We start from the raw sequence: 20219 nt of genomic DNA, 5'->3' as shown, positions 1-20219 counted from the left end.
AGGGCCTTTTGGTTACTTTTTGGCTCTTGAAAAAGTAACTCGCCGAAGGCGAAACAGGTCTGGCGTTAGCCAGAACGTACCAGCGCCACCCGAAATAACGGATATACACCCGACCTAACAGCCGTCAAACAGAAGAACGCAAAGCGCTTACAGCGCCCCAAACACCTTCTTCGCCAGACTCGTCGCCGCAGCCGCCGGATTCGCGCGGATGCTTTCTTCCTGCTTGGCGATCATCTCGAACAACCCGTCCAGCGCCTTCTCGGTGACATAACCTTCGACGTTCGCATCCTTGGCATCAACCACGCCCAGACTGGCCGCCTGACCGGCAAAGGCGTTGTATTTCTGCGCCAGACCCACTTTGTCGGTGGCCTGCTTCACGATCGGCAGGAACTTGGCGCGGATCTGCTCGCGGCTTGACTTGTTCAGGTACTGAGTAGCCGAATCCTTGCCGCCGCTCAGAATCCCCTTGGCATCCGACACGCTCATCTTCTTCACGGCATCGACCAACAGCGCCTGAGCCTGTGGCACGGCCGCTTCGGCCGCCTGGTTCATGCTGGTTTCCAACTGTTCCACCTGAGTGCCCATGCCCAGCATCTTCATCTTGCTTGCGACCTTGCCCAGCTTGCCCGGCAGTTCGATGCGCACGTCCTTGTTGTTGCTGAAACCGCCCGGCACGCCCAGTTGCTTGACGGCGATCTGTGCACCTTGGGTCAGCGCATCCTTCAGGCCGCCGGTAGCGTCCGATTGCGACAGGTCACTGAGCGACAGCGCAAAGGCACTGGCTGAAAGCATCAGGCCGGCGCAGAGGCCAGTGAATGAAAGCGTGCGAAGCAGCATGGGTAACGTCCTTTTCAAAAAGAGAGAAAGCAGTGTGCGGCCGGCTTATCGGACCGGGTTCAGGCGGATCTTCACCGGCGGTTTTTCTTCCAGTGTCAGGTCCACGGTGTAGCGCTCGGTACTGATCATCAGCAGCTTGCCGTCGACTTCGATGCGCGCGCTGACGGCGTAGGTGTGGCCCTGCTGAATCTGCTTCTGATCGTAGGTCAGGTGGAACGGCAACGGCACTTGCCCTTTGATCGGGCCTTTCTGGCTGGCCAGTGTCTGGGCCGGCGCATCGGCCAGCGACACGTCCTGAAGGGTGACCTGCAAGGTGGCGGTCGGCGGCAATGCCATCCGTTGCACGTAGAACACTTCGCCATCGACGGTGCCGGGCAGGTTGTCCGGCGCATGGGCGCACGCGGCGAGGACGGTGGTCATCAAGGTCAGCAGAAGGTGTTTCATCGGGTGAATCTCCTTGTCGTGCGCCGGCGTGCCTTTACGCTGTGCGACGTGTTTTGTGCGGACGGACTTCTTCGTGAGGAAGCTTACGCCCACGGAGGATGCGTCAGACGCTCGGGTCTGTGTCTACGACCTCTTCATTGCGATGCAGTGCCACCTGGCGAATCGATAAGCGTATTTCGGCGGGCAGTACGCGCTTGGCCGCGCCTTCGGCCAGTTCGCCCAACAGTTCGTGATAACCCAGTTTGCCGCCTTCGTCCTTGCGCAACACGTCTTGGTCGAGCAGCGTCTGGATGAAGTGGCGGAACAGGCTCTTGTCGAAGAATTCCGGTGCATTCAGGCCGTGCAGGATCGACAGGCGCTGGGCCATGATCGTGCACAGGTCCTCCAGTTCTTCTGCCGTCAGCGTGTGCTGGCCGCTGTTGAGCAGCAGCGAAATCGACATGTAGAAGCGTTGCAGGGTCTGGGCGATGGCGCGCGACAGCACGGTCAACAACACGAAATGACGCGAGCTCGGGGCCGGGCGCAGGTAGACGTCGTTCTCGAAACGCAGCAGGCCCTGTTCAACGAACGCCGCCAGCCATTGATCGATCACGGCATCCAGTTCGTCCAGCGACCAGCGAATGAACAGCTCGGCTTGCAGGTACGGATAGAGCGCGCGCGCGTAGCGCAGGACCTGTTCCCGGCTCATGCGCGACGAGCTCTGGAAGAAACTCGCGAGCAACGCCGGCAGCGCGAAGATGTGCAACACGTTGTTGCGGTAGTACGTCATCAGGACGGCGTTCTGCTCATCCAGGTACAGAATCTTGCCCAGCGCGTCTTTCTGCTCGGACAGCAGGTCCATGCCCTTCACGTGCTCGATCAACGCACCGCCGTCACCGTCGGGCAGCGTGGTGTGGGGGGAGTAGGGCACCGCGCGCAGCAGCGTCAGGTAAAGGTCGAGCACGCGCACCAGGGCCTGATCGTCCAGCGCGTGTTTGGGCGTCGACAGCAGGGCCAGCGCGACCAGATTCACCGGGTTGATCGCGGCGGCTTCGTTCAAGTGCCGGGCCACGCGTTCGCCCAAGCGGTGAGTGGTTTCGTTGAGCCATACGGGTTTGAAGACCGGCCCCAGTTCCTGAGCCCGCCAGTCCGGTTGCTCGTGGTCGAGGAAATCGGCCAGTTTGATCGGCTCGCCGAAGTTGACCGACACCTGCCCGAAGCGCTGTTTGAGCGCGCCGATGACTTTGAAAATGTCGAAGATCGACTCTTTCTTCTTCGCGGCGCCGCGCAATTCGCCCAGGTACGTACGGCCCTCGAGCACACGCTCGTAACCGATGTACACGGGGACGAACACGATCGGCGTGCGGGAATTGCGCAGAAAGCTGCGCATCGTGATCGCGAGCATGCCGGCCTTGGGTTGCAGCATGCGACCGGTGCGCGAGCGTCCACCTTCCACGAAGTACTCCACCGGGAAACCCTTGGTGAACAACGTGTGCAGGTACTCGTTGAAGACTGCGGTGTACAGCGGGTTGCCCTTGAACGTGCGGCGCATGAAGAACGCGCCGCCACGTCGCAGCAGGCCGCCGATGACCGGCATGTTCAGGTTGATGCCGGCGGCGATGTGCGGCGGCGTCAGCCCGTTGCGGAACAGCAGGTACGAAAGCAAAAGGTAGTCGATGTGGCTGCGGTGGCAGGGCACATAGATGATCTCGTTGCCTTGGGCGACGTTCTGCACGCCTTCCAGGTGACTGACCTTGATGCCATCGTAAATCTTGTTCCAGAACCAGCTCAGCACCACTTCCAGAAAGCGGATGGCGGTGTAGGTGTAATCCGAGGCGATTTCGTTTCCGTAGTGCAGGGCTTTTTCGCGGGCCTTGGCTTCGGGGATCTTCTCCCGCGCGGCTTCGTCGAGAATGGCCTGTTTAACCAAAGGATCGGTCACCAGCCCTTTCACCAGATTGCGACGGTGCGAAAGGTCGGGGCCGATGGTGGCGGTCTTGAGGTTACGGAAATGCACGCGCAACAGGCGCTGGGCCATGCGCACTGTACGTTCGTAGCCTTTGTTCTCGTCGACCAGTTCGCGCAGGTGGACGGGAGCGGAGAACTGCACACGGGTCTTGCGGCCCAGAATCAGGATTGTGACGAAACGGCGCAAACGCCCGGTGACGGCCCAGCTGTCGGCGAACAGCAGTTTCCAGGGGCTGTCTTCCTTGTCCGGCGATTGGCCCCAGAACACGCTGACGGGAATGATCTGCGCGTCTTCGGTGGCGTTTTGCGAGACGGCGCCCACCAGACGTTCGAGTGCCGGCGGTGCCCCGCGCTTGTCCTGACGGCCCAGCCAGTCAGGCGCGGGCGTGAGGTAGAAGAATGCGGCCGGTTCCGTCAGATTGCCCACCGCAACCGAAAGCACGGGGCGCGGCAGACCGGCTTTGCGGCACTCGGTATCGAGGACGGCAAGGTCGCTCAGCGATGGGTTCTGCAGGGCATAAAACACCGGACGGCTGCGGTCCAGATTGAGCGTGAACGACGATTGATTGATGGTCTCCGAACGCACCCACAGGTACAGCAAGCGACGCAGGGTGCCAAACACAAGACGGCGGAACGGGGAACGGGTCATACGAATTCTGCGCTAAGGGGACGACGCCCACGAAGCGGCCAGTTTGCCGCATATGGCGGGGATGGGCAAAGCTGCGCGCAAGAACGCGGGCACACGCACTGTGTGAGAATTCATTCGCGCTGCAACCGGACAGGCGAAATATTCAGGCCGGATGTACCGACGTCTCGCGAATGAATTCGCTCCCACAGGGATTGAGGTGTGTCACCGATCCAAGGCATGACGAGCAACCCGGTGGGAGACGTCGGAGGTTACGACGGCAGCGAATACGATCTGTCAATCAATCTCTGTGGGAGCTGCAGCGTGCAGTCTTACGACGTACGCCAGGTGATCTCTTCTTCACCGTCGGCACTGATGCGAATCCAGCGGTCGGCGTCTTCGTCGTTCTCTTCTTCGACCCACGTGCCCGGCGCACAGCGGACTTCGACGTTGAGGGCGGCGAACGCGGCGCGGGCGCAGGCGATGTCGTCTTCCCACGGGGTCTGGTCGCTGTCCAGACACAGGCTGTTCCATTTGCCCACGGCCTTGGGAATCCAGGTGACGGGGATGTTCCCGGCGGTGCACTTCCAGGTCTGGCCTTTCTGGGCCCATTCGCTGCACGGGCCGATGTCTGCCGTCAGCCAGGTGGTAATGGCCTTGTGATCGACGTCAGCGTCTTTGAGGTAAATCTCGATATCGGGTTGGCGCATGGAGGCCTCGTGAGTGTTCTGGAAAATCCATTCGCGGATTCATTCGGTGTACGTGTTCGCTGCCGGTCGCCGGGTGCTTATTGCAGAACGAAATAATCGTAACGCATCGACACCGTGGTCTCGAACGGCTCGGCCTGCTCGATCACGCTTGCCCGGCGTTCAGCACTGGCGCGCCACCCGTGGGGCGTCATCGCCAGCAGATTCGCGCGGGCCGGACCGTCGACCAGCGTCAGCTTGAACGTCAGGATTTCGCTGTGCTGCAAGGTCATGCCCTCGGGCACCAGCGCCAGGTGCTTGTCGTCCGCGTAGTCACGGACTTCGTCATACAGGCGCTGGCGCAATTCCATCAGGTGCTCGTTGGTGGGTCCCACCCGCATCAACCCACCGCCGGGCGAGAGCAGGCGCCTGGCTTCTGCCCAGTCCAGCGGGCTGAACACGCTGGCGATGAACTGGACGCTGGCGTCGGGCAGCGGCACGCGGGCCATGCTGGCAATCAACCACGTCAGGTCCGGGTTGCGCTTGCAGGCGCGCTTTACGGCCTCGCGGGAGATGTCCAGCGCATAACCGTCGGCATCGGGCAGGGCCGTCGCGATCTGTGCAGTGTAATAACCCTCACCGCAGCCGATGTCGAGCCAATGCGCAGGGTGACGCTCGGCGGCAAGCTCGGCCAGTCGCTTGGCCACCGGGGCGTAATGCCCGGCGTTGAGAAAGTCGCGGCGTGCCTCGACCATCGCCTGATTGTCGCCGGGGTCGCGGCTGTTCTTGTGCTGGACGGGCAGCAGGTTCAGGTAACCCTGGCGGGCGCGGTCGAAGCGGTGGCCCACCGGGCACACCACGCCGTTGTCCGCTGCGTCGAGCGGCGCTGAGCAGATCGGGCAGGTCAGCATCAGGCGAGCAACTTGACCAGAGTCTGGTAGTAGATCTCGGTGAGCACGTCAAGATCGCTGGCCAGAATGCGTTCATTGACCTGGTGAATGGTCGCGTTGACCGGGCCCAGTTCTACCACCTGCGTGCCCAGGGTTGCGATGAAGCGCCCATCCGAGGTGCCGCCGCTGGTGGACGGCTGGGTGTCACGACCGGTGACGGTCTTGATGCTGGCTGCCACCGCGTCGAGCAGGGCGCCCGGCTCGGTCAGAAACGGCAGCCCCGACAACGCCCACTCCACGTGCCAGTCCAGGCCGTGTTTGTCGAGGATGTCGGCGACGCGCTTCTGCAGGCCTTCAACCGTCGACTCGGTGGAGAAACGGAAGTTGAACACCGCCGTCAGGTCACCCGGAATCACGTTGGTCGCGCCGGTCCCCGAGTTCAGGTTGGAGATCTGGAAACTGGTCGGCGGGAAGAATGCGTTGCCTTCGTCCCAGTGTTCGGCCGCCAGTTCCGCCAGGGCCGGGGACGCCAGATGAATCGGGTTCTTCGCCAGATGCGGATAAGCCACATGGCCCTGGATACCTTTGACGGTCAGGGTGGCGCCAAGCGAGCCACGACGGCCGTTCTTGACCACGTCGCCGACGAGCGTGGTGCTCGAGGGTTCGCCGACGATGCACCAGTCCAGACGCTCTTTACGGGCGGCCAGCCGTTCGATCACGGCTTTGGTGCCGTGGTGCGCCGGGCCTTCTTCGTCGCTGGTGATCAGGTACGCGACCTTGCCCTTGTGATTCGGGTAATCGGCAACGAAGCGCTCGGTGGCGATGATCATCGACGCCAGGCTGCCTTTCATGTCCGCAGCGCCACGGCCGCACAGCATGCCGTTTTCGTCGATCAGTGCGTCAAACGGGTCGTTCTGCCAGGCCGTGACCGGGCCGGTTGGCACCACGTCGGTGTGACCGGCGAAGCACAGCACCGGACCGTCCTGCGTGCCGTGGGTGGCCCAGAAATTATCCACCTCTTCGATGCGCATCGGCTCCAGCATGAAACCCGCATCACCCAGGCGTTTCATCATCACGGCCTGACAATCGGCGTCGAGCGGCGTGACCGATGGGCGACGGATCAGGTCGCAGGCGAGTTGCAGAGTGGGCGAGAGGTCGGCTGGGGCTGTCATGAAAGGTCCGCAGAAGTAGGAGTGTTAACCCTGTAGGAGCGCGTTTGCCCGCGAATGCGTTCTGTCTGGCACATCATAGGTATCTGACACAAAGCATTCGCGGGCAAGCGCGCTCCTACAAAACGGCAGATATCTTAAAGCAAAACGGCGACCCGAAGGCCGCCGTTTAGTACAGCGCACAATTGTTTCAGGCCGTGGCGGGCTCGGTCGCTGTCTTGGGTTTGGGCAGCGAGGACAGGAAGGCCATGATCAGCGCGGCCAGATACGGCAGCGATTGCACCAGCAACATGGTCACCCAGAAACGCATGTCATTGCTTGGCAGACCCTGCACCAGGCAGATGCCCAGTGCCGCGCCCCACAGCAGCAACATGATGAACAGCTCCTCCCGTGCCTCGGAAATCGCGACCAACAGACCGTGGCTGTCCGCATTTTTAGGCGTGCGGAAGAACGGGATGCTGGTGGTGAAGAAGCCATACAGCACCGCCTTCGCGATGGTGTGCGACAACGCCAGCCCGGCCAGCGCGGCATAGAACGCATCCTTGAGGTTCACGCCGACGGCGCGACGGTACAGGAAGATGATCTTGCCGACCTTGAAAAAGAACAGCGCCAGCGGCGGAATCGCAAAAATCAGCAGGGGCGGATCGACCCGATTGGGCACGATGATCATCGCCGACGACCACAACAGTGCGCCGACCGTGAAGAAGATGTTCATGCCATCGGCCACCCACGGCAGCCAGCCCGCGAGGAAGTGATAGCGCTGGCCACGGGTCAGCTCAGTGTCCTTGCCACGCAGCAGGCTGGCGGCGTGACGCTTGATGATCTGAATCGCGCCATAGGCCCAGCGGAAACGCTGCTTCTTGAAGTCGATGAAGGTGTCCGGCATCAGGCCTTTGCCGTAGCTGTTGTGGGCGTACGCCGCCGAATAACCTTTTTCGAACACGCGCAGGCCCAGCTCGGCGTCTTCACAAATGCACCAGTCGGCCCAGCCCAATTCTTCCAGCACTGAGCGACGGGTCATGGTCATCGTGCCGTGCTGGATGATTGCGTCGCGGTCGTTGCGGGTGACCATGCCGATGTAGAAGAAACCTTTGTATTCCGAATAACACAGCTTCTTGAACGCGCTTTCATGCTGGTCGCGGTAATCCTGTGGCGACTGCACAACGGCAATTTTCGGGTCGGCGAAGTGCGGGACCATGTGCTTGAGCCAGTTGCGGTCGACGCAGTAGTCCGAGTCGATCACTGCGATCACTTCAGCGTCCGGCGCGGTGTGCGGGATCAGGTAGTTCAGCGCACCGCCCTTGAAGCCGGCCAGTGGCGCGACGTGAAAGAACTTGAAGCGCTCGCCGAGCATCTCGCAGTGGGCCTTCACCGGCTCCCAGACGGCCGGGTCTTTGGTGTTGTTGTCGATCAGCAACACTTCGAAATCCGGGTAATCCAGCGCGGCCAGGGCATTGAGGGTCTGTTTGACCATCTCCGGCGGCTCGTTGTAGCAAGGCACATGCACCGAGACTTTCGGCCTGTAGGCGGTGTCCGTTTCAACCGGCAGGAATTCACGACGCCGCTTGTGGGTCCAGACCGCTTCGGCCAATTCGTGCGCCTCGGTCAACAGCACGATGAAGACCCCGAAAGCGCCGAGCGCCAGGAGGAACCCGACCAGCAGGCTGAACCAGGTGCTGTATTGCTGGCTGTAGTCGTACCCGATCCACACCAACACCGAACCACAAAGGAATGCGATGAACGTCAGGAAGGTCCGACCACGCTGGCGCAGGGCCGAGCCATCGATCAGCATCAAGGCCAGTGCCAGCATCGCCAACACTGCTGAGCCAATCGCCAGCACGCGCCACTGCGGGATCGCGACCACAGGGCCTTCGAAGTTGAATTTCTGCTGGCGCGCGGCGTTGAACACGCCCCAGTACGCGCCGACCGACCCTTCGTCGCTGGCCTTCCACGGCTGGTCGAAGGCCTCGATCACGAAGTAATTGAAGCCTTGGCGGTTGAGTTTGTTGACCAGCGTACGCAGGTAAATCGCCTGATCGGCCTGCGTTGCATCGGCGCCGCCGCGCATGTGGCCGTTACTCGGCCAGCCGACTTCCGACAGCAGCAGCGGCTTTTTCGGGAACATGTGCTTCAGTTCCCGCGCCCGGTCGAATACGAACTGGCCGGCTTTCTCCATCGGGATGTGTTCCCAGTACGGCAAGATGTGCGCAGCGATCAGATCGACATGCTTGCCGAGCTCCGGGTATTTCTCCCAGATATGCCACTGTTCGGAGGTGGTGACCGGCACTTTTACCGCCGCGCGCACACGGTCGAGGATCGCAATCAGGTCCTTGGGGGTGATCTCCTCGCGAAACAGCGCCTCGTTACCCACGACGACCCGAACCACACTGCGGGTGGTGTTGGCCAGTTCGATGGCGGTGTTGATTTCTCGCTCGTTACGCTCCAGATCCGGGCTGATCCAGATGCCCAGCGTGACACGCAGGCCAAACTCTTCGGCCAGCTTGGGGATGTCCTTGAGGCTGCCATCCACGGAATAAATGCGGATGTTGTCAGTCTCTTTGCTCATCAGCTCCAGGTCTTGACGCATTTCCTCGTCGGACGGGTACACGCCTTTCTGTGGGTTTTGCCCCAGTCGGAACGGGGAGTAGGAGAATCCAGAGATCTGTTCCGGCCAGTTGGGGGCGGTGACCGGGCGGTTGATCAACGCCCAGAAACCGGTAAACAGCGCGGCAATCGCCACGACGACAACCAGGTTGAGTCCAAATTTACGCGATGGCATAGGTACTTCAGGTTCCAAGAGGGGAACGGGGAAAAGCTGACGAACGTCAGCCAGCAAGGGCTTTGGCAGTCGACAAAGGTTGAAGTTCTATTCCGAAAAAAATGTAGTCCGTTTCGCTACACAGACTCGGGGGTTGTCGCGTTTCCCTCGGCGACGAATATCCCTGTAGGAGACGTCGGAGGTTACGACGGCAGCGAATGCGGTGTGTCAGTGAAGCATGTATTGACTGAACCACCGCATTCGACTGAACGCGGCCCGCACTCAGCCGGCATCCGACAGGGTCTGCCATCAACTTCAGGTTTTCAGACCAAACACCCGCAACCAACTGCTGTTCCAAACCTCAGCAAGGCCTATAATGCGCGCCGGTTTTTTGGGGTATTGGTCATGAGCACAGAAGATCCGCGGTTTGCTGGCGTCGCCCGTTTGTACGGCATCGAAGGCCTGGAGCGTTTGCGCGCGGCCCATGTCGCGGTGGTCGGTATCGGCGGCGTCGGTTCGTGGGCGGCCGAAGCCATGGCCCGCTGCGGCGTGGGCGAGATCTCGCTGTTCGACATGGACGACGTCTGCGTCAGCAACAGCAACCGCCAACTGCATGCCCTGACCAGCACCGTCGGTCGGCCCAAGGTCGAGGTCATGGCCGACCGTCTGCGTGAAATCAACCCGGATTGCACCGTGCGCGCCGTGGCCGATTTTGTCACCCGCGAGACCATGGCTGAGTACATCACGCCGAATATCGACTGCGTGCTCGACTGCATCGACAGCGTCAACGCCAAAGCGGCGCTGATCGCCTGGTGCAAGCGGCGCAAGATCCAGATCATCACCACGGGCGGTGCGGGCGGGCAGATCGACCCGACGCTGATTCAGGTCTGTGACCTCAATCGCACTTACAACGACCCGCTGGCTTCAAAGGTGCGCTCGACCCTGCGCCGTGATTATGGCTTCTCGCGCACCGTCACCCGTCATTACAGCGTGCCGTGCGTGTTTTCGACCGAACAACTGCGTTACCCGAAGCCGGACGGCAGCATCTGCCTGCAGAAGAGCTTCGTGGGCGACGGCGTGAAGCTGGATTGCGCCGGTGGATTTGGTGCCGTGATGATGGTGACCGCCACCTTTGGCATGGTGGCGGCGACCAAAGCGGTGGACAAGATCGTCGCGGGCGTAAGGCGCCCGGCTGATCGGGCCAAGGCGAAGGAAGCTGCTCAGTCCTGAATGGCTGGTTGTCTTGACCGGTGTTGGAGATTCGATGGTTCTCAAACCAGTGGTGTCAATCCGCTTATCGAGCGTCGCAACGCCTGACAGCATGCGTCACCTCCTGGATGACGCAGAGCGCCATTGCATCTGTTACCACGCGGAGCGTGGGAACAATCACCCAAATGGCGCAAAGCGCGCTCTGGCTTTTGATCTTCATACCGCAGCAGGCCAGACACCACAAAACGCGACTTGGGTGCAGGCTGAACGCAGGTGGCGCGGAGTGGGTCGAGCGGCATGGATGCCGCGAGAGCGCTGCTAGGACATGGATGTCCGTTCAGCGCGGGCCCACGGAGCGTCGCCGGATTGAAGGAACTCCGACGAAGGAGGAGCCCAACCAGGAGCCGGAGACCCTTGGTTACTTGGGGATGGTCCGGCATTCCGGTTTTCAAGTAACCCGCCGAAGGCGGAACAGTTTGGACGTTAGGACAAACCAAACCATCAGCGTCACCCCAGATGGTGGAAATGCACACCCTACAAGCGAGCTTGCTCCCACAGGGTGAAACCGGCGTCTGCGTCTGTGGCTCAACCCGCCAATTGCCGCATCTTCTGCAGCACCGCATTCAGGCCGTTGCTGCGTGACGGTGACAAGTGGCGGCTCAAGCCCAGCTGATTGAACCAGTCCGGCAGGTCGACCTGTTCCAGGTCCTGTGCCGACAGACCGTTGACCCGTGCCAGCAGCAGCGCCACCAGCCCGCGAATCAACCGCGCATCGCTTGCGGCACGAAATTGCCAGTGACCGTCGATGACGTCGGCGAGCAGCCAGACCTTGCTCTCGCAACCGTCCACGAGATGCTCGTCGGTCTTCTCGTCGTCCGCCATGGCCGGCAACCGGTCGCCCCATTGCATGAGCAAACGGGCACGCTGCTCCCAGCTCAGCGAGGTGCCGAACGTTTCAACCGCTGTGCGGGCCGGTTCGGGCAGATTCATCGCAGCAACTCCAATGCCTGATCCAGCGCGTTGAAAAACCGCTCCAGGTCGTCGGAATCGTTGTAAATCCCCAGCGATACACGGATGGCACCGGACAGGCCCAGTGTGTTGATCAGCGGAATCGCGCAATGGTGACCCGCACGCACGGCGATGCCTTGCTCGGTGAGTAAATGCGCCAGATCAGCGTTGTGCACACCGTCGATCACGAAGCTCACCAACGCCACCTCGGGCTCACCCACCAGTTGCACGCCCTCGCGCAGCACCAGCCCGGCACGCAGAAGCGCGTGCAGATTCGCCTCATGCTCGGCAGCTGCGAGGTGGTTGACATCGTTCAGGTAGTCCAGCGTCGCGCCCAGCCCGATCACGCCGGAAACAGGTGGCGTACCGGCCTCGAAACCCAATGGGGCAGGGCGAAAGGTCGCGTGGTGATAATCGGTCTGCAACACCATCTCGCCACCGAATTGCCAGGGCCGCAGCTGCGCCAGGGCCTGATGCCGACCGAACAACACACCGACGCCGTCAGGACCGTAGAGCTTGTGGCTGGAAAACACGTAAAAATCGCAGTCCAGCGCCTGTACGTCGTGGCGACCGTGGACCACACCTTGAGCCCCGTCGATCACGGTGAAAGCCCCATGAGCCTTCGCCAGCGCAATCAACGGGGCCACCGGCTGCCAGGTGCCCAGCACGTTGGACAACTGGCTGACGGCAAGCAGACGCGTCCGCGAACCGATCAGGTTGCGCGCAGCGTCCAGATCGATCACGCCCTGTGCGGTCAGCGGCAGCACCACCAGCTTCAGGCCGCGGCGTTTAGCCAGTTGCTGCCAGGGCAGCAGGTTGGCGTGGTGTTCCAGTGCGCTGATGACGATCTCGTCGCCTGTCTGAAACAGATGTTCCAGCCCGCAGGCCAGCAGGTTGAACGCGGAGGTTGCGCCATGGGTAAACACGACCTGTCCGCAAGCACCGGCATGCAGCCACTCGGCTGCTTTGTGGCGGGTGTCCTCGAACGCCTGAGTCGCCAGGGCACCCGGCAAATGTTGCGCACGGTGCACATTGGCGGCGCCATTGGCGTAGTAATGCGCCAGCGCGTCGATCAGGGCTTGAGGCTTTTGTGCGGTGGCGGCGCTGTCCAGGTAGGTCTGGCCTTGCCGTTCAAGGGCGTCGAGGGCAGGAAAGTCAGCGCGCCAGGGAGAAATAAGGGACATGAGGATCGTGCTCTCTCCACTGTGGGAGCGAATTCATTCGCAATGCGGCGGTGCTGCCGACAGGGACGTCACGAAGGTAACGTCCCTTGTCCAGACACTGTCCGGAATGAATTCGCCTCACATGTCGATCAGTTGTGAGCGTGCAGCGCTTCGTTCAGCTCGATGGCCGACTTGTGGGATTTGCATTCCACGGCGCCGGTTTGCGAGTTGCGACGGAACAGCAGGTCAGGTTGACCGGCCAGATCACGGGCTTTGAGCACCTTGACCAGTTCGTTCTTGTCATCCAGCAGGGCGACCTTGGTGCCTGCGGTGATGTACAGACCGGCTTCCACGGTGTTGCGGTCGCCCAACGGGATACCGATGCCTGCGTTCGCGCCGATCAGGCAGCCTTCGCCCACCTTGATCACGATGTTGCCACCGCCAGACAGGGTGCCCATGGTCGAGCAACCGCCGCCCAGGTCCGAACCCTTGCCGACGAATACGCCAGCCGATACACGGCCTTCGATCATGCCCGGGCCTTCGGTGCCGCCGTTGAAGTTGACGAAACCCTCGTGCATCACGGTGGTGCCTTCGCCGATGTAGGCGCCCAGACGGACGCGTGCCGTGTCAGCGATGCGCACGCCAGCCGGCACCACGTAGTCGGTCATTTTCGGGAACTTGTCGACGGAGAAGACTTCCAGCAGCTCGCCTTTCAGACGGGCTTCCAGCTGACGCTGGGCCAGCTCGCCCAGGTCGATGGCACCCTGGCTGGTCCACGCCACGTTTGGCAGCAACGGGAACACGCCCGCCAGGCTCAGGCCATGAGGCTTGACCAGGCGGTGAGACAACAGATGCAGCTTGAGGTAAGCCTCAGGCGTGGACGTCAGCGCGGCATCTTCGGCCAGCAGCGTGGCGACCAGCGGCTTGTGGCTTTCCGCCAGGCGGGTCAGCAGCGCAGCCTGTGCTGCGTCGACCGATTTCAACGCGTCAGCCAGCTTCGAGGCGAGGTCAGTGTTGAAGGTGATGGCCTGGTTGCCACCGGTGTAACCCAGGACTGGCGCAACGGCGGCGACGATTTCAGCCGACGGGTTGAGCAGCGGCAGGGCGTAGAAAACTTCCAGCCAGGTGCCTTGACGGTTTTGAGTGCCAACGCCGAAGGCCAGGCTGAACAGGGAAGTGGACATGGAAATACCTCGTTATTTAGGGCTATCTCAATCAGGCGATAGCCGCTGCGTACAGTTCGGGTTTGAAACCAATCAGGGTTTTGTCGCCAAGATCCAGCACCGGGCGCTTGATCATCGACGGCTGGGCGAGCATCAGTTTGATCGCCTTGTCCTGGTCGAGATCGGCTTTCTGCGCCTCGTCCAGTTTGCGAAAGGTCGTACCGGCGCGATTCAGCACCGTCTGCCAGCCGTGCTCATTGCACCACTGGGTCAGGTGTTCGCGGTCGATGCCCTGCGTTTTGTAGTCGTGGAAATCGTAGCTCACCGGTTTTTCATCGAGCCAGGTGCGAGCCTTCTTCATCGTGTCGCACGCTTTGATCCCGTAAAGGTGCAATTTTTTATCGGCCATGAGCTTGCCCCCTTTGGGATGTTGAAAAAAACGGTGACGGATTATGCCACGTACAAACCGCTTGGGCGCGGACTGCCGATGCGTTGAACGGGTTTACAGAGGATTTTGGTGCGCGGTCATACCTATGTATCAAGACGTGGCACGAGCTTAAACGGCTAATATGGCACTTCGACGCTGCGCTCGGGTCTGCTCGGGGTGTCAGTCAAAAAGTCGCTCGCTCGGGGAAACACGCAATGCAGACAGCCTATACCGTCCTTATCTTGTTGACGCTGGTAGGTGTCTCGCGATTGCTGGCCCGGGTCATTCCGCTACCGCTACCTCTGGTGCAGATCGCAGCGGGCGCGTTGCTGGCGTGGCCCACTCTCGGGTTGCACGTCGCGCTGGATCCCGAGTTGTTTCTTTTCCTGTTTCTGCCGCCGCTGTTGTTCTCCGATGGCTGGCGCATGCCGAAGCGCGATTTCTGGCGCTATCGCGGCCCGATCCTGACCATGGCGGTCGGGCTTGTGATCTTCACCGTGATCGGCGCGGGGTATTTCATCCACTGGCTGTTGCCGACCATTGCGTTGCCGGTGGCATTCGCACTGGGCGCTGTACTGTCGCCGACAGATGCTGTGGCGGTGTCGGCGATTGCTCAGGACCGTCTGCCCGCGCCGATCATGCGGCTGTTGCAAGGCGAAGCGTTGATGAACGACGCCACGGGCCTGGTGACCTTCAAATTCGCTTTGGCGGCCGCCATCACCGGCGTCTTCTCACTCACCGATTCGAGCCTCACGTTCGTGCTGGTCGCGTGCGGCGGCCTGGCAGTCGGCGTGGTCCTGAGCTGGCTGGTGGGGCGTTTTCGCAGTTGGATGATCACCCGAGGCTGGGACGATCCGGCGACCCACGTGGTGTTCATGTTGCTGCTGCCGTTTGCCGCGTATGTGCTGGCAGAACGATTGGAACTGTCGGGTATTCTCTCGGCGGTGGCCGCGGGCATGATGCAAAGCTGGGTCGACCTCCTGCCGCGTCAGACCAGCACCCGGTTGCTCAACCGCAGTGTCTGGACCTTGCTTGAGTTCGCGTTCAATGGCTTGATTTTTCTGCTACTGGGTTTGCAACTGCCGGACATCGTCAGCGCGGTCACCCACGACGAGCCCACGCTCTGGCCGACCTTGCTCTGGCGCTGCCTTGATGTGCTGGCGATTTTTGTCGTCCTGGCGGTGCTTCGCTATGTCTGGGTGCGCAGCGTCTGGCGTCTGATGGTGCTGGTCGGGCGTTGGCGCGGGCATAACGAAGGCATGGTCGAATTGTCGGCGCGTTCCTCGTTGCTGCTGACGGTGGGCGGTGTGCGGGGAGCGGTGACACTGGCCGGTACGTTGTCGGTGCCCATGCTGATCGCCGCAGGCGTCGCGTTTCCCGAGCGGGATCTGCTGATTTTCATCGCGGCGGGTGTGATCCTGCTGTCGCTGGTGGTGGCGAGCATCTGTTTGCCACTGCTGTTGCGCGGGCTGGTTTCCGAACCGGACCTGCGCCTCAAGCGGGAAGTGCGTGACGCCTGGAAGCGCACCGCCGAGGCGGCCATCCAGACACTGGAAAACCAGGAGATTCCCGGCGCCACCAGCACCTCGCCCGATGCCGCCCAGGCCGTGCTGGCCACCGAAGTGAAGTCGCGGATCATGTCCGAATACCGGCATCGCCTGGAGATCTTCAACGACACCGCCGAGGCCCAGGCCCTGGCGTTTCAGATGGATCAGCTGGAGAAGCGGATGCGCGTCAATGCGCTGCGGGCCCAGCGACTGGAGCTGTACAGCCTGCACCGTCATCACCAGATCGGTGATGACGTGCTGCGTATCGTACTGGCAGAGCTTGACCTGAACGAGGCCAACCTTGGCGTGGTGAAATAGCCCGCCGAACCGCGGTCAACGGTTTCTGATGAACTCGCGAATCCGCTCCGCCGCCTCGACGCACTCGGCCAGTGGCGCAACCAGCGCCATGCGCACACGGCCAGCACCCGGGTTGAAACCGTCGACATCACGGGACAGGTAGGAGCCTGGCACCACGGTCACGTGTTCGTTGACGAACAGGTCGCGGCAGAATTGTGCATCGTCGCCACCGACGCTCGGCCACAAGTAAAAGCCGCCATCGGGGCGCTGTACGTCCATGACTGGCGAGAGGATGTCCAATACGGCGTCAAACTTCTCGCGATACAGCGTGCGGTTGGCGCGTACGTGTTCTTCATCGCTCCAGGCGGCAATGCTCGCGAGCTGGGTTTGAACCGGCATTGCGCAACCGTGATAGGTGCGGTAGAGCAGAAAGGCTTTGAGGATATCGGCATCGCCAGCCACGAAACCCGAACGCAGCCCCGGCAGGTTCGAGCGCTTTGACAGACTGTGAAACACCACACAACGTTTGAAGTCTTTGCGGCCCAGTTCAACGCAAGCGCTGAGCAGGCCTGGCGGCGGGGTGCCTTCGTCGAAATACAGCTCGCTGTAGCACTCGTCGGCGGCGATCACGAAATCATGTTCGTCGGCCAGTGCGATGAGTTTTTTCAGCGTTTCGACGGGGATCAACGCGCCCGTCGGGTTGCCCGGGGAGCACAGGAACAGGATCTGGCAACGCTTCCAGATAGCGGCAGGCACTGCGTCGAAATCCGGATTGAAGCCGTGTTCGGCCAGGCAAGGCAGGTAATGCGGCTTGGCGCCAGCCAGGAACGCTGCGCCCTCATAGATCTGGTAGAACGGGTTAGGGCTCACCACCAGTGCGTCGTCACTGCGGTTGACCACCGTCTGGGTGAAGGCAAACAGCGCTTCACGCGTGCCGTTGACCGGCAGCACGTGCTTGCCTGCGTCCAGCCAGCCTTGCGGGACGCTGAAACGACGTTCGCACCATTGGGCGATGGCTTCACGCAATGCAGGAATGCCCGCAGTGGTGGGATAGACCGCCATCTGGGCGAGGTTGTCGGCCAATGCTTTGGCGACGAACGCCGGTGACGTGTGCTTGGGTTCGCCAATAGAGAGCGCAATGGGGTTCTTGTCCGGGTTCGGCGTGACACTGCCGAGCAGGGCGCGAAGCTTTTCGAACGGGTAAGGCTGAAGCTGTTGCAGGGCGTTATTCATGGGCGATCGGTCTCAAGAAGCGGGGCGCCTTCCCTCGGGAGGGCGCCTTGAATCGAATGTTCGGGTCGTTGAATCGAGTGTCAGATGCTGATCCGCAGTTCGCTGCTCGGCTCCGGGTTGACGCTCAACTGCTGGACGATCGCGTCCCGCAGACGGCTGCACAATTGCGGATCGGACAGCGGCTGGTTGTTTTCGTCGGTCAGGAAGAACACGTCTTCCACGCGCTCGCCGAGCGTTGCGATCTTGGCGTTCTGCAGTGACAGATCGAACTCCAGGAAAATCTTGCCGACACGGGCCAGCAGGCCTGGACGATCAGGCGCGCTCAGTTCGAGCACGGTGACCGGACGCTGCGCATCGTTCGAAATGGTCACCACCGGCGCGAAGGCGAAATGCTTGAGCTGGCGCGGCACGCGACGTTTGATGATGGTCGGGTAATCGTCCGGGTTGCGCAGCGCTTCGGTGAGACCGTCGCGAATGGCCTTGATCCGCTCAGGGTTTTCGCCGATCGAGCCGCCCTCACTGTCCAGCACGATGTAGGTGTCGAGGGTGAACTGGCTGGTCGAGGTGATAACCCGTGCGTCGTGAATGTTCAGGTTCAGCTGATCCATTGCCGCCACGGTTACCGCAAAGAAATCGTGCTGGTCCGGCGCGTAGATGAAGATCTGTGTGCCGCCTTCGAATTCGCGCTGCGTGGTCTCTTTGATCAGGACCAGCGGTCCGCCGTCGGCAGGTTGCTGCAGGATGGCGTCACTGTGCCATGCGACGTCGCCTGCGGTATGACGCAGGAAGTAGTCATCCCCCAGCTGCGACCACAGTTGCTCGACGTCGTCCGGGTCGGTGCCGTTGCGCACCAGGATATCCAGCGCCGCGCTTTGCGTGCGGCGGATCTGTTCCTCGCGGTCCACCGGGTTTTCCAGGCCGCGTTTGAGCGCGCGCTTGGTTTCGGTGTACAGCTGGCGCAACAGGCTGGCACGCCACGAGTTCCAGAGCGTCGGGTTGGTCGCGTTGATATCGGCGACGGTCAGCACATAGAGGTAATCAAGGTGCACTTCGTCACCCACGAACTGGGCAAAATCGTGGATCACCTGAGGGTCGGACAAGTCTTTGCGCTGCGCGGTGGTGGACATCACCAAGTGATTCTGTACCAGCCAGACAATCAGTTGGGTGTCCCAGTGCGGCAAATGATGGCGAATGGCAAAAGCCTCTGCATCCACCGCGCCCAGTTCCGAGTGATCGCCGCCACGGCCTTTGCCGATGTCGTGGTAGAGGCCCGCCAGGTAGATCAGCTCCGGTTTGGGCAGTTTGCCCATGAGCTTGCTGGCAAGCGGGAATTTCTCTGACACCTGCGTGTACTGAAGCTTACGCAGGTGTTTGATCAGATTAAGGGTGTGGGCATCGACCGTATAGATATGGAACAGGTCATGCTGCATCTGCCCGACGATGTGTCCGAACTCCGGCAGATACAAACCCAGGATCCCGTAACGGTTCATACGCCGCAGATTGCGGTGAATACCGATCTCGCACTTGAACAGCTCGATAAACAGGCTGGTATTGCGGATATCGTTGCGGAAATCATCATTGATCAAGTGCCGATGTTCGCGCAGCAGGCGAATGGTGTCCGCGCGCACACCCTTGATTTCCGGGTGCTGCGCCATCAACACGAAAATTTCCAGCATGGCGAACGGGGTACGCTTGAAGACGTTCGGGTTGGTCGCTTCGATGTAACCGTCGTGCAGCTGGAACCGTGAATTGATCGATTCGGTGACGGTGTTCTCGTCGTCCGACAGAATCACTTCCTCGAAGTGCTGGATGATCAGGTCGCTCAGTTGGGCGATGCTCATGACCACGCGGTAGTACTTCTGCATGAAGCGCTCGATGGCGAGCTTCGCGTCGCTGTCCTGATAACCGAGCAGGCGCGCAATGTTGGTCTGGTAATCGAACAGCAGCCGGTCCTCGGATCGGCCGGCCAGCATGTGCAGTGCGTAGCGGACCTTCCAGAGAAATTCCTGCGAAGACGCCAGGAGCGCGTTCTCGCTCTCGAGCAGAAAACCCTGGTCGGCGAGCGCGTGCAGATTCAGGGTGCCGTACTGACGCCGTGCCACCCACAGGATGGTCTGAATATCACGCAGGCCACCTGGCGAGCCTTTGACGTTGGGCTCCAGGTTGTATTCGGTGTCGAAATACTTGTGGTGGCGCGTCTTCTGCTCGGCCCGTTTGGCGAGGAAGAATTCCTTGCTCGGCCACATTTCACGGGTGCTGGTGACTTCCAGCATGCGCTGGCGCAGATGCTCCGGGCCCGCAATGGTGCGGCTTTCCATCAGGTTGGTGATCACCGTCAGGTCAGCGCGGCCTTCCGAGGCACACTCATCGACAGAGCGCACGCTCTGACCGACTTCCAGACCAATGTCCCACAGCAATGTCAGAAAGCGCTCGATGGAGTCGCGAAAAATCTCGTGATCAGCGCTGTCGAGCAGGATCAGCAGGTCGATGTCGGAGTAGGGGTGCAGCTCGCCACGGCCGTAGCCGCCGACCGCCAGCAGGGCGATGTCGGCGTCTTCGCTCCAGTCAAACTGTTCCCAGGCCTGTTGCAGGATGTTGTCCACAAACCAGGCGCGATCCTCGATCAGCCGGCGAATCTCCCGGCCAGACTTGAAACGCTCGTCCAGCACCTCGCGGGCCTGACGGATGGCTTTTTTAAAGGCGGCGATCGGGCTCGCCTTCAACGCCAGTTCGGCCTGGAACTGGCCGCGATCGAACAAATCTGGGTCCACCTGCGGCATCGAACTGCTTTCCTTCTATCTATACCGGCTGTGTAA

The 20219-nt window shown here is 61.2% G+C and carries 15 protein-coding genes; 2 read left to right on the top strand and 13 right to left on the bottom strand.

The window, feature by feature from the left end; translation table 11 throughout:
* Nucleotides 1-147 precede the first annotated feature (147 nt).
* The 7 genes from BLS87_RS12240 to BLS87_RS12210 form a co-directional block, all read right to left on the bottom strand.
* A complete protein-coding gene (locus BLS87_RS12240; protein ID WP_074752752.1) occupies nt 148-837 on the bottom strand; it encodes a DUF4197 domain-containing protein in 690 nt (229 codons plus the stop codon).
* 45 nt (nt 838-882) lie between these two features.
* The gene (locus BLS87_RS12235) at nt 883-1281 is read right to left on the bottom strand and encodes a YbaY family lipoprotein (RefSeq protein WP_074752751.1); all 399 of its coding nucleotides are present in this window, start codon (nt 1279-1281) and stop codon (nt 883-885) included.
* A 103-nt stretch (nt 1282-1384) separates the two neighbouring features.
* Complete coding sequence (plsB, locus tag BLS87_RS12230; RefSeq protein ID WP_074752750.1) at nt 1385-3877, bottom strand: glycerol-3-phosphate 1-O-acyltransferase PlsB; 2493 nt, start codon at nt 3875-3877, stop codon at nt 1385-1387.
* A gap of 308 nt (nt 3878-4185) precedes the next feature.
* Nucleotides 4186-4563: a hypothetical protein gene (locus BLS87_RS12225; RefSeq protein ID WP_074752749.1), complete on the bottom strand. Its 378-nt coding sequence runs from the start codon at nt 4561-4563 to the stop codon at nt 4186-4188.
* Nucleotides 4564-4640: 77 nt separating this feature from the next.
* The gene (locus BLS87_RS12220; protein ID WP_074752748.1) at nt 4641-5450 is read right to left on the bottom strand and encodes a putative RNA methyltransferase; all 810 of its coding nucleotides are present in this window, start codon (nt 5448-5450) and stop codon (nt 4641-4643) included.
* A complete protein-coding gene (dapE, locus tag BLS87_RS12215) occupies nt 5450-6601 on the bottom strand; it encodes a succinyl-diaminopimelate desuccinylase (protein ID WP_074752747.1) in 1152 nt (383 codons plus the stop codon). Before dapE ends, BLS87_RS12220 begins: the two co-directional genes overlap by 1 nt.
* A gap of 187 nt (nt 6602-6788) precedes the next feature.
* Complete coding sequence (locus BLS87_RS12210) at nt 6789-9377, bottom strand: glycosyltransferase family 2 protein (protein WP_074752746.1); 2589 nt, start codon at nt 9375-9377, stop codon at nt 6789-6791.
* 378 nt (nt 9378-9755) lie between these two features.
* On the opposite strand from BLS87_RS12210, the gene tcdA reads away from it, so the two are divergent.
* Entirely contained in the window at nt 9756-10586 is an 831-nt protein-coding gene (gene tcdA, locus BLS87_RS12205; RefSeq protein ID WP_074752745.1) for a tRNA cyclic N6-threonylcarbamoyladenosine(37) synthase TcdA, read from the top strand.
* Nucleotides 10587-11150: 564 nt separating this feature from the next.
* Here the strand turns inward: tcdA and BLS87_RS12195 are convergent.
* The 4 genes from BLS87_RS12195 to BLS87_RS12180 all read right to left on the bottom strand — a co-directional run bounded on the left by BLS87_RS12195 (nt 11151) and on the right by BLS87_RS12180 (nt 14308).
* Nucleotides 11151-11555 (bottom strand): SufE family protein, encoded by a 405-nt coding sequence (locus BLS87_RS12195; RefSeq protein ID WP_074752743.1) that lies wholly within the window; start codon nt 11553-11555, stop codon nt 11151-11153.
* Entirely contained in the window at nt 11552-12757 is a 1206-nt protein-coding gene (locus BLS87_RS12190; protein ID WP_074752742.1) for an aminotransferase class V-fold PLP-dependent enzyme, read from the bottom strand. Before BLS87_RS12190 ends, BLS87_RS12195 begins: the two co-directional genes overlap by 4 nt.
* A gap of 128 nt (nt 12758-12885) precedes the next feature.
* Nucleotides 12886-13920: a 2,3,4,5-tetrahydropyridine-2,6-dicarboxylate N-succinyltransferase gene (dapD, locus tag BLS87_RS12185; RefSeq protein ID WP_074752741.1), complete on the bottom strand. Its 1035-nt coding sequence runs from the start codon at nt 13918-13920 to the stop codon at nt 12886-12888.
* Between the two features lie 31 nt (nt 13921-13951).
* Nucleotides 13952-14308: an ArsC family reductase gene (locus tag BLS87_RS12180; RefSeq protein WP_074752740.1), complete on the bottom strand. Its 357-nt coding sequence runs from the start codon at nt 14306-14308 to the stop codon at nt 13952-13954.
* 233 nt (nt 14309-14541) lie between these two features.
* On the opposite strand from BLS87_RS12180, the gene BLS87_RS12175 reads away from it, so the two are divergent.
* A complete protein-coding gene (locus tag BLS87_RS12175; RefSeq protein ID WP_074752739.1) occupies nt 14542-16191 on the top strand; it encodes a Na+/H+ antiporter in 1650 nt (549 codons plus the stop codon).
* Between the two features lie 15 nt (nt 16192-16206).
* Here the strand turns inward: BLS87_RS12175 and dapC are convergent, their stop codons facing one another.
* Together dapC and BLS87_RS12165 are read right to left on the bottom strand one after the other, a co-directional pair.
* Nucleotides 16207-17403, bottom strand: a complete 1197-nt coding sequence (gene dapC, locus BLS87_RS12170; protein WP_074752738.1) for a succinyldiaminopimelate transaminase — start codon at nt 17401-17403, stop codon at nt 16207-16209.
* Nucleotides 17404-17483: 80 nt separating this feature from the next.
* Entirely contained in the window at nt 17484-20183 is a 2700-nt protein-coding gene (locus BLS87_RS12165; protein WP_074752737.1) for a [protein-PII] uridylyltransferase, read from the bottom strand.
* Nucleotides 20184-20219: the final 36 nt, after the last annotated feature.

Source organism: Pseudomonas abietaniphila, from assembly GCF_900100795.1.
Classification (GTDB): domain Bacteria; phylum Pseudomonadota; class Gammaproteobacteria; order Pseudomonadales; family Pseudomonadaceae; genus Aquipseudomonas; species Aquipseudomonas abietaniphila.
This window is presented reverse-complemented; position numbering and strand designations above follow the sequence as displayed.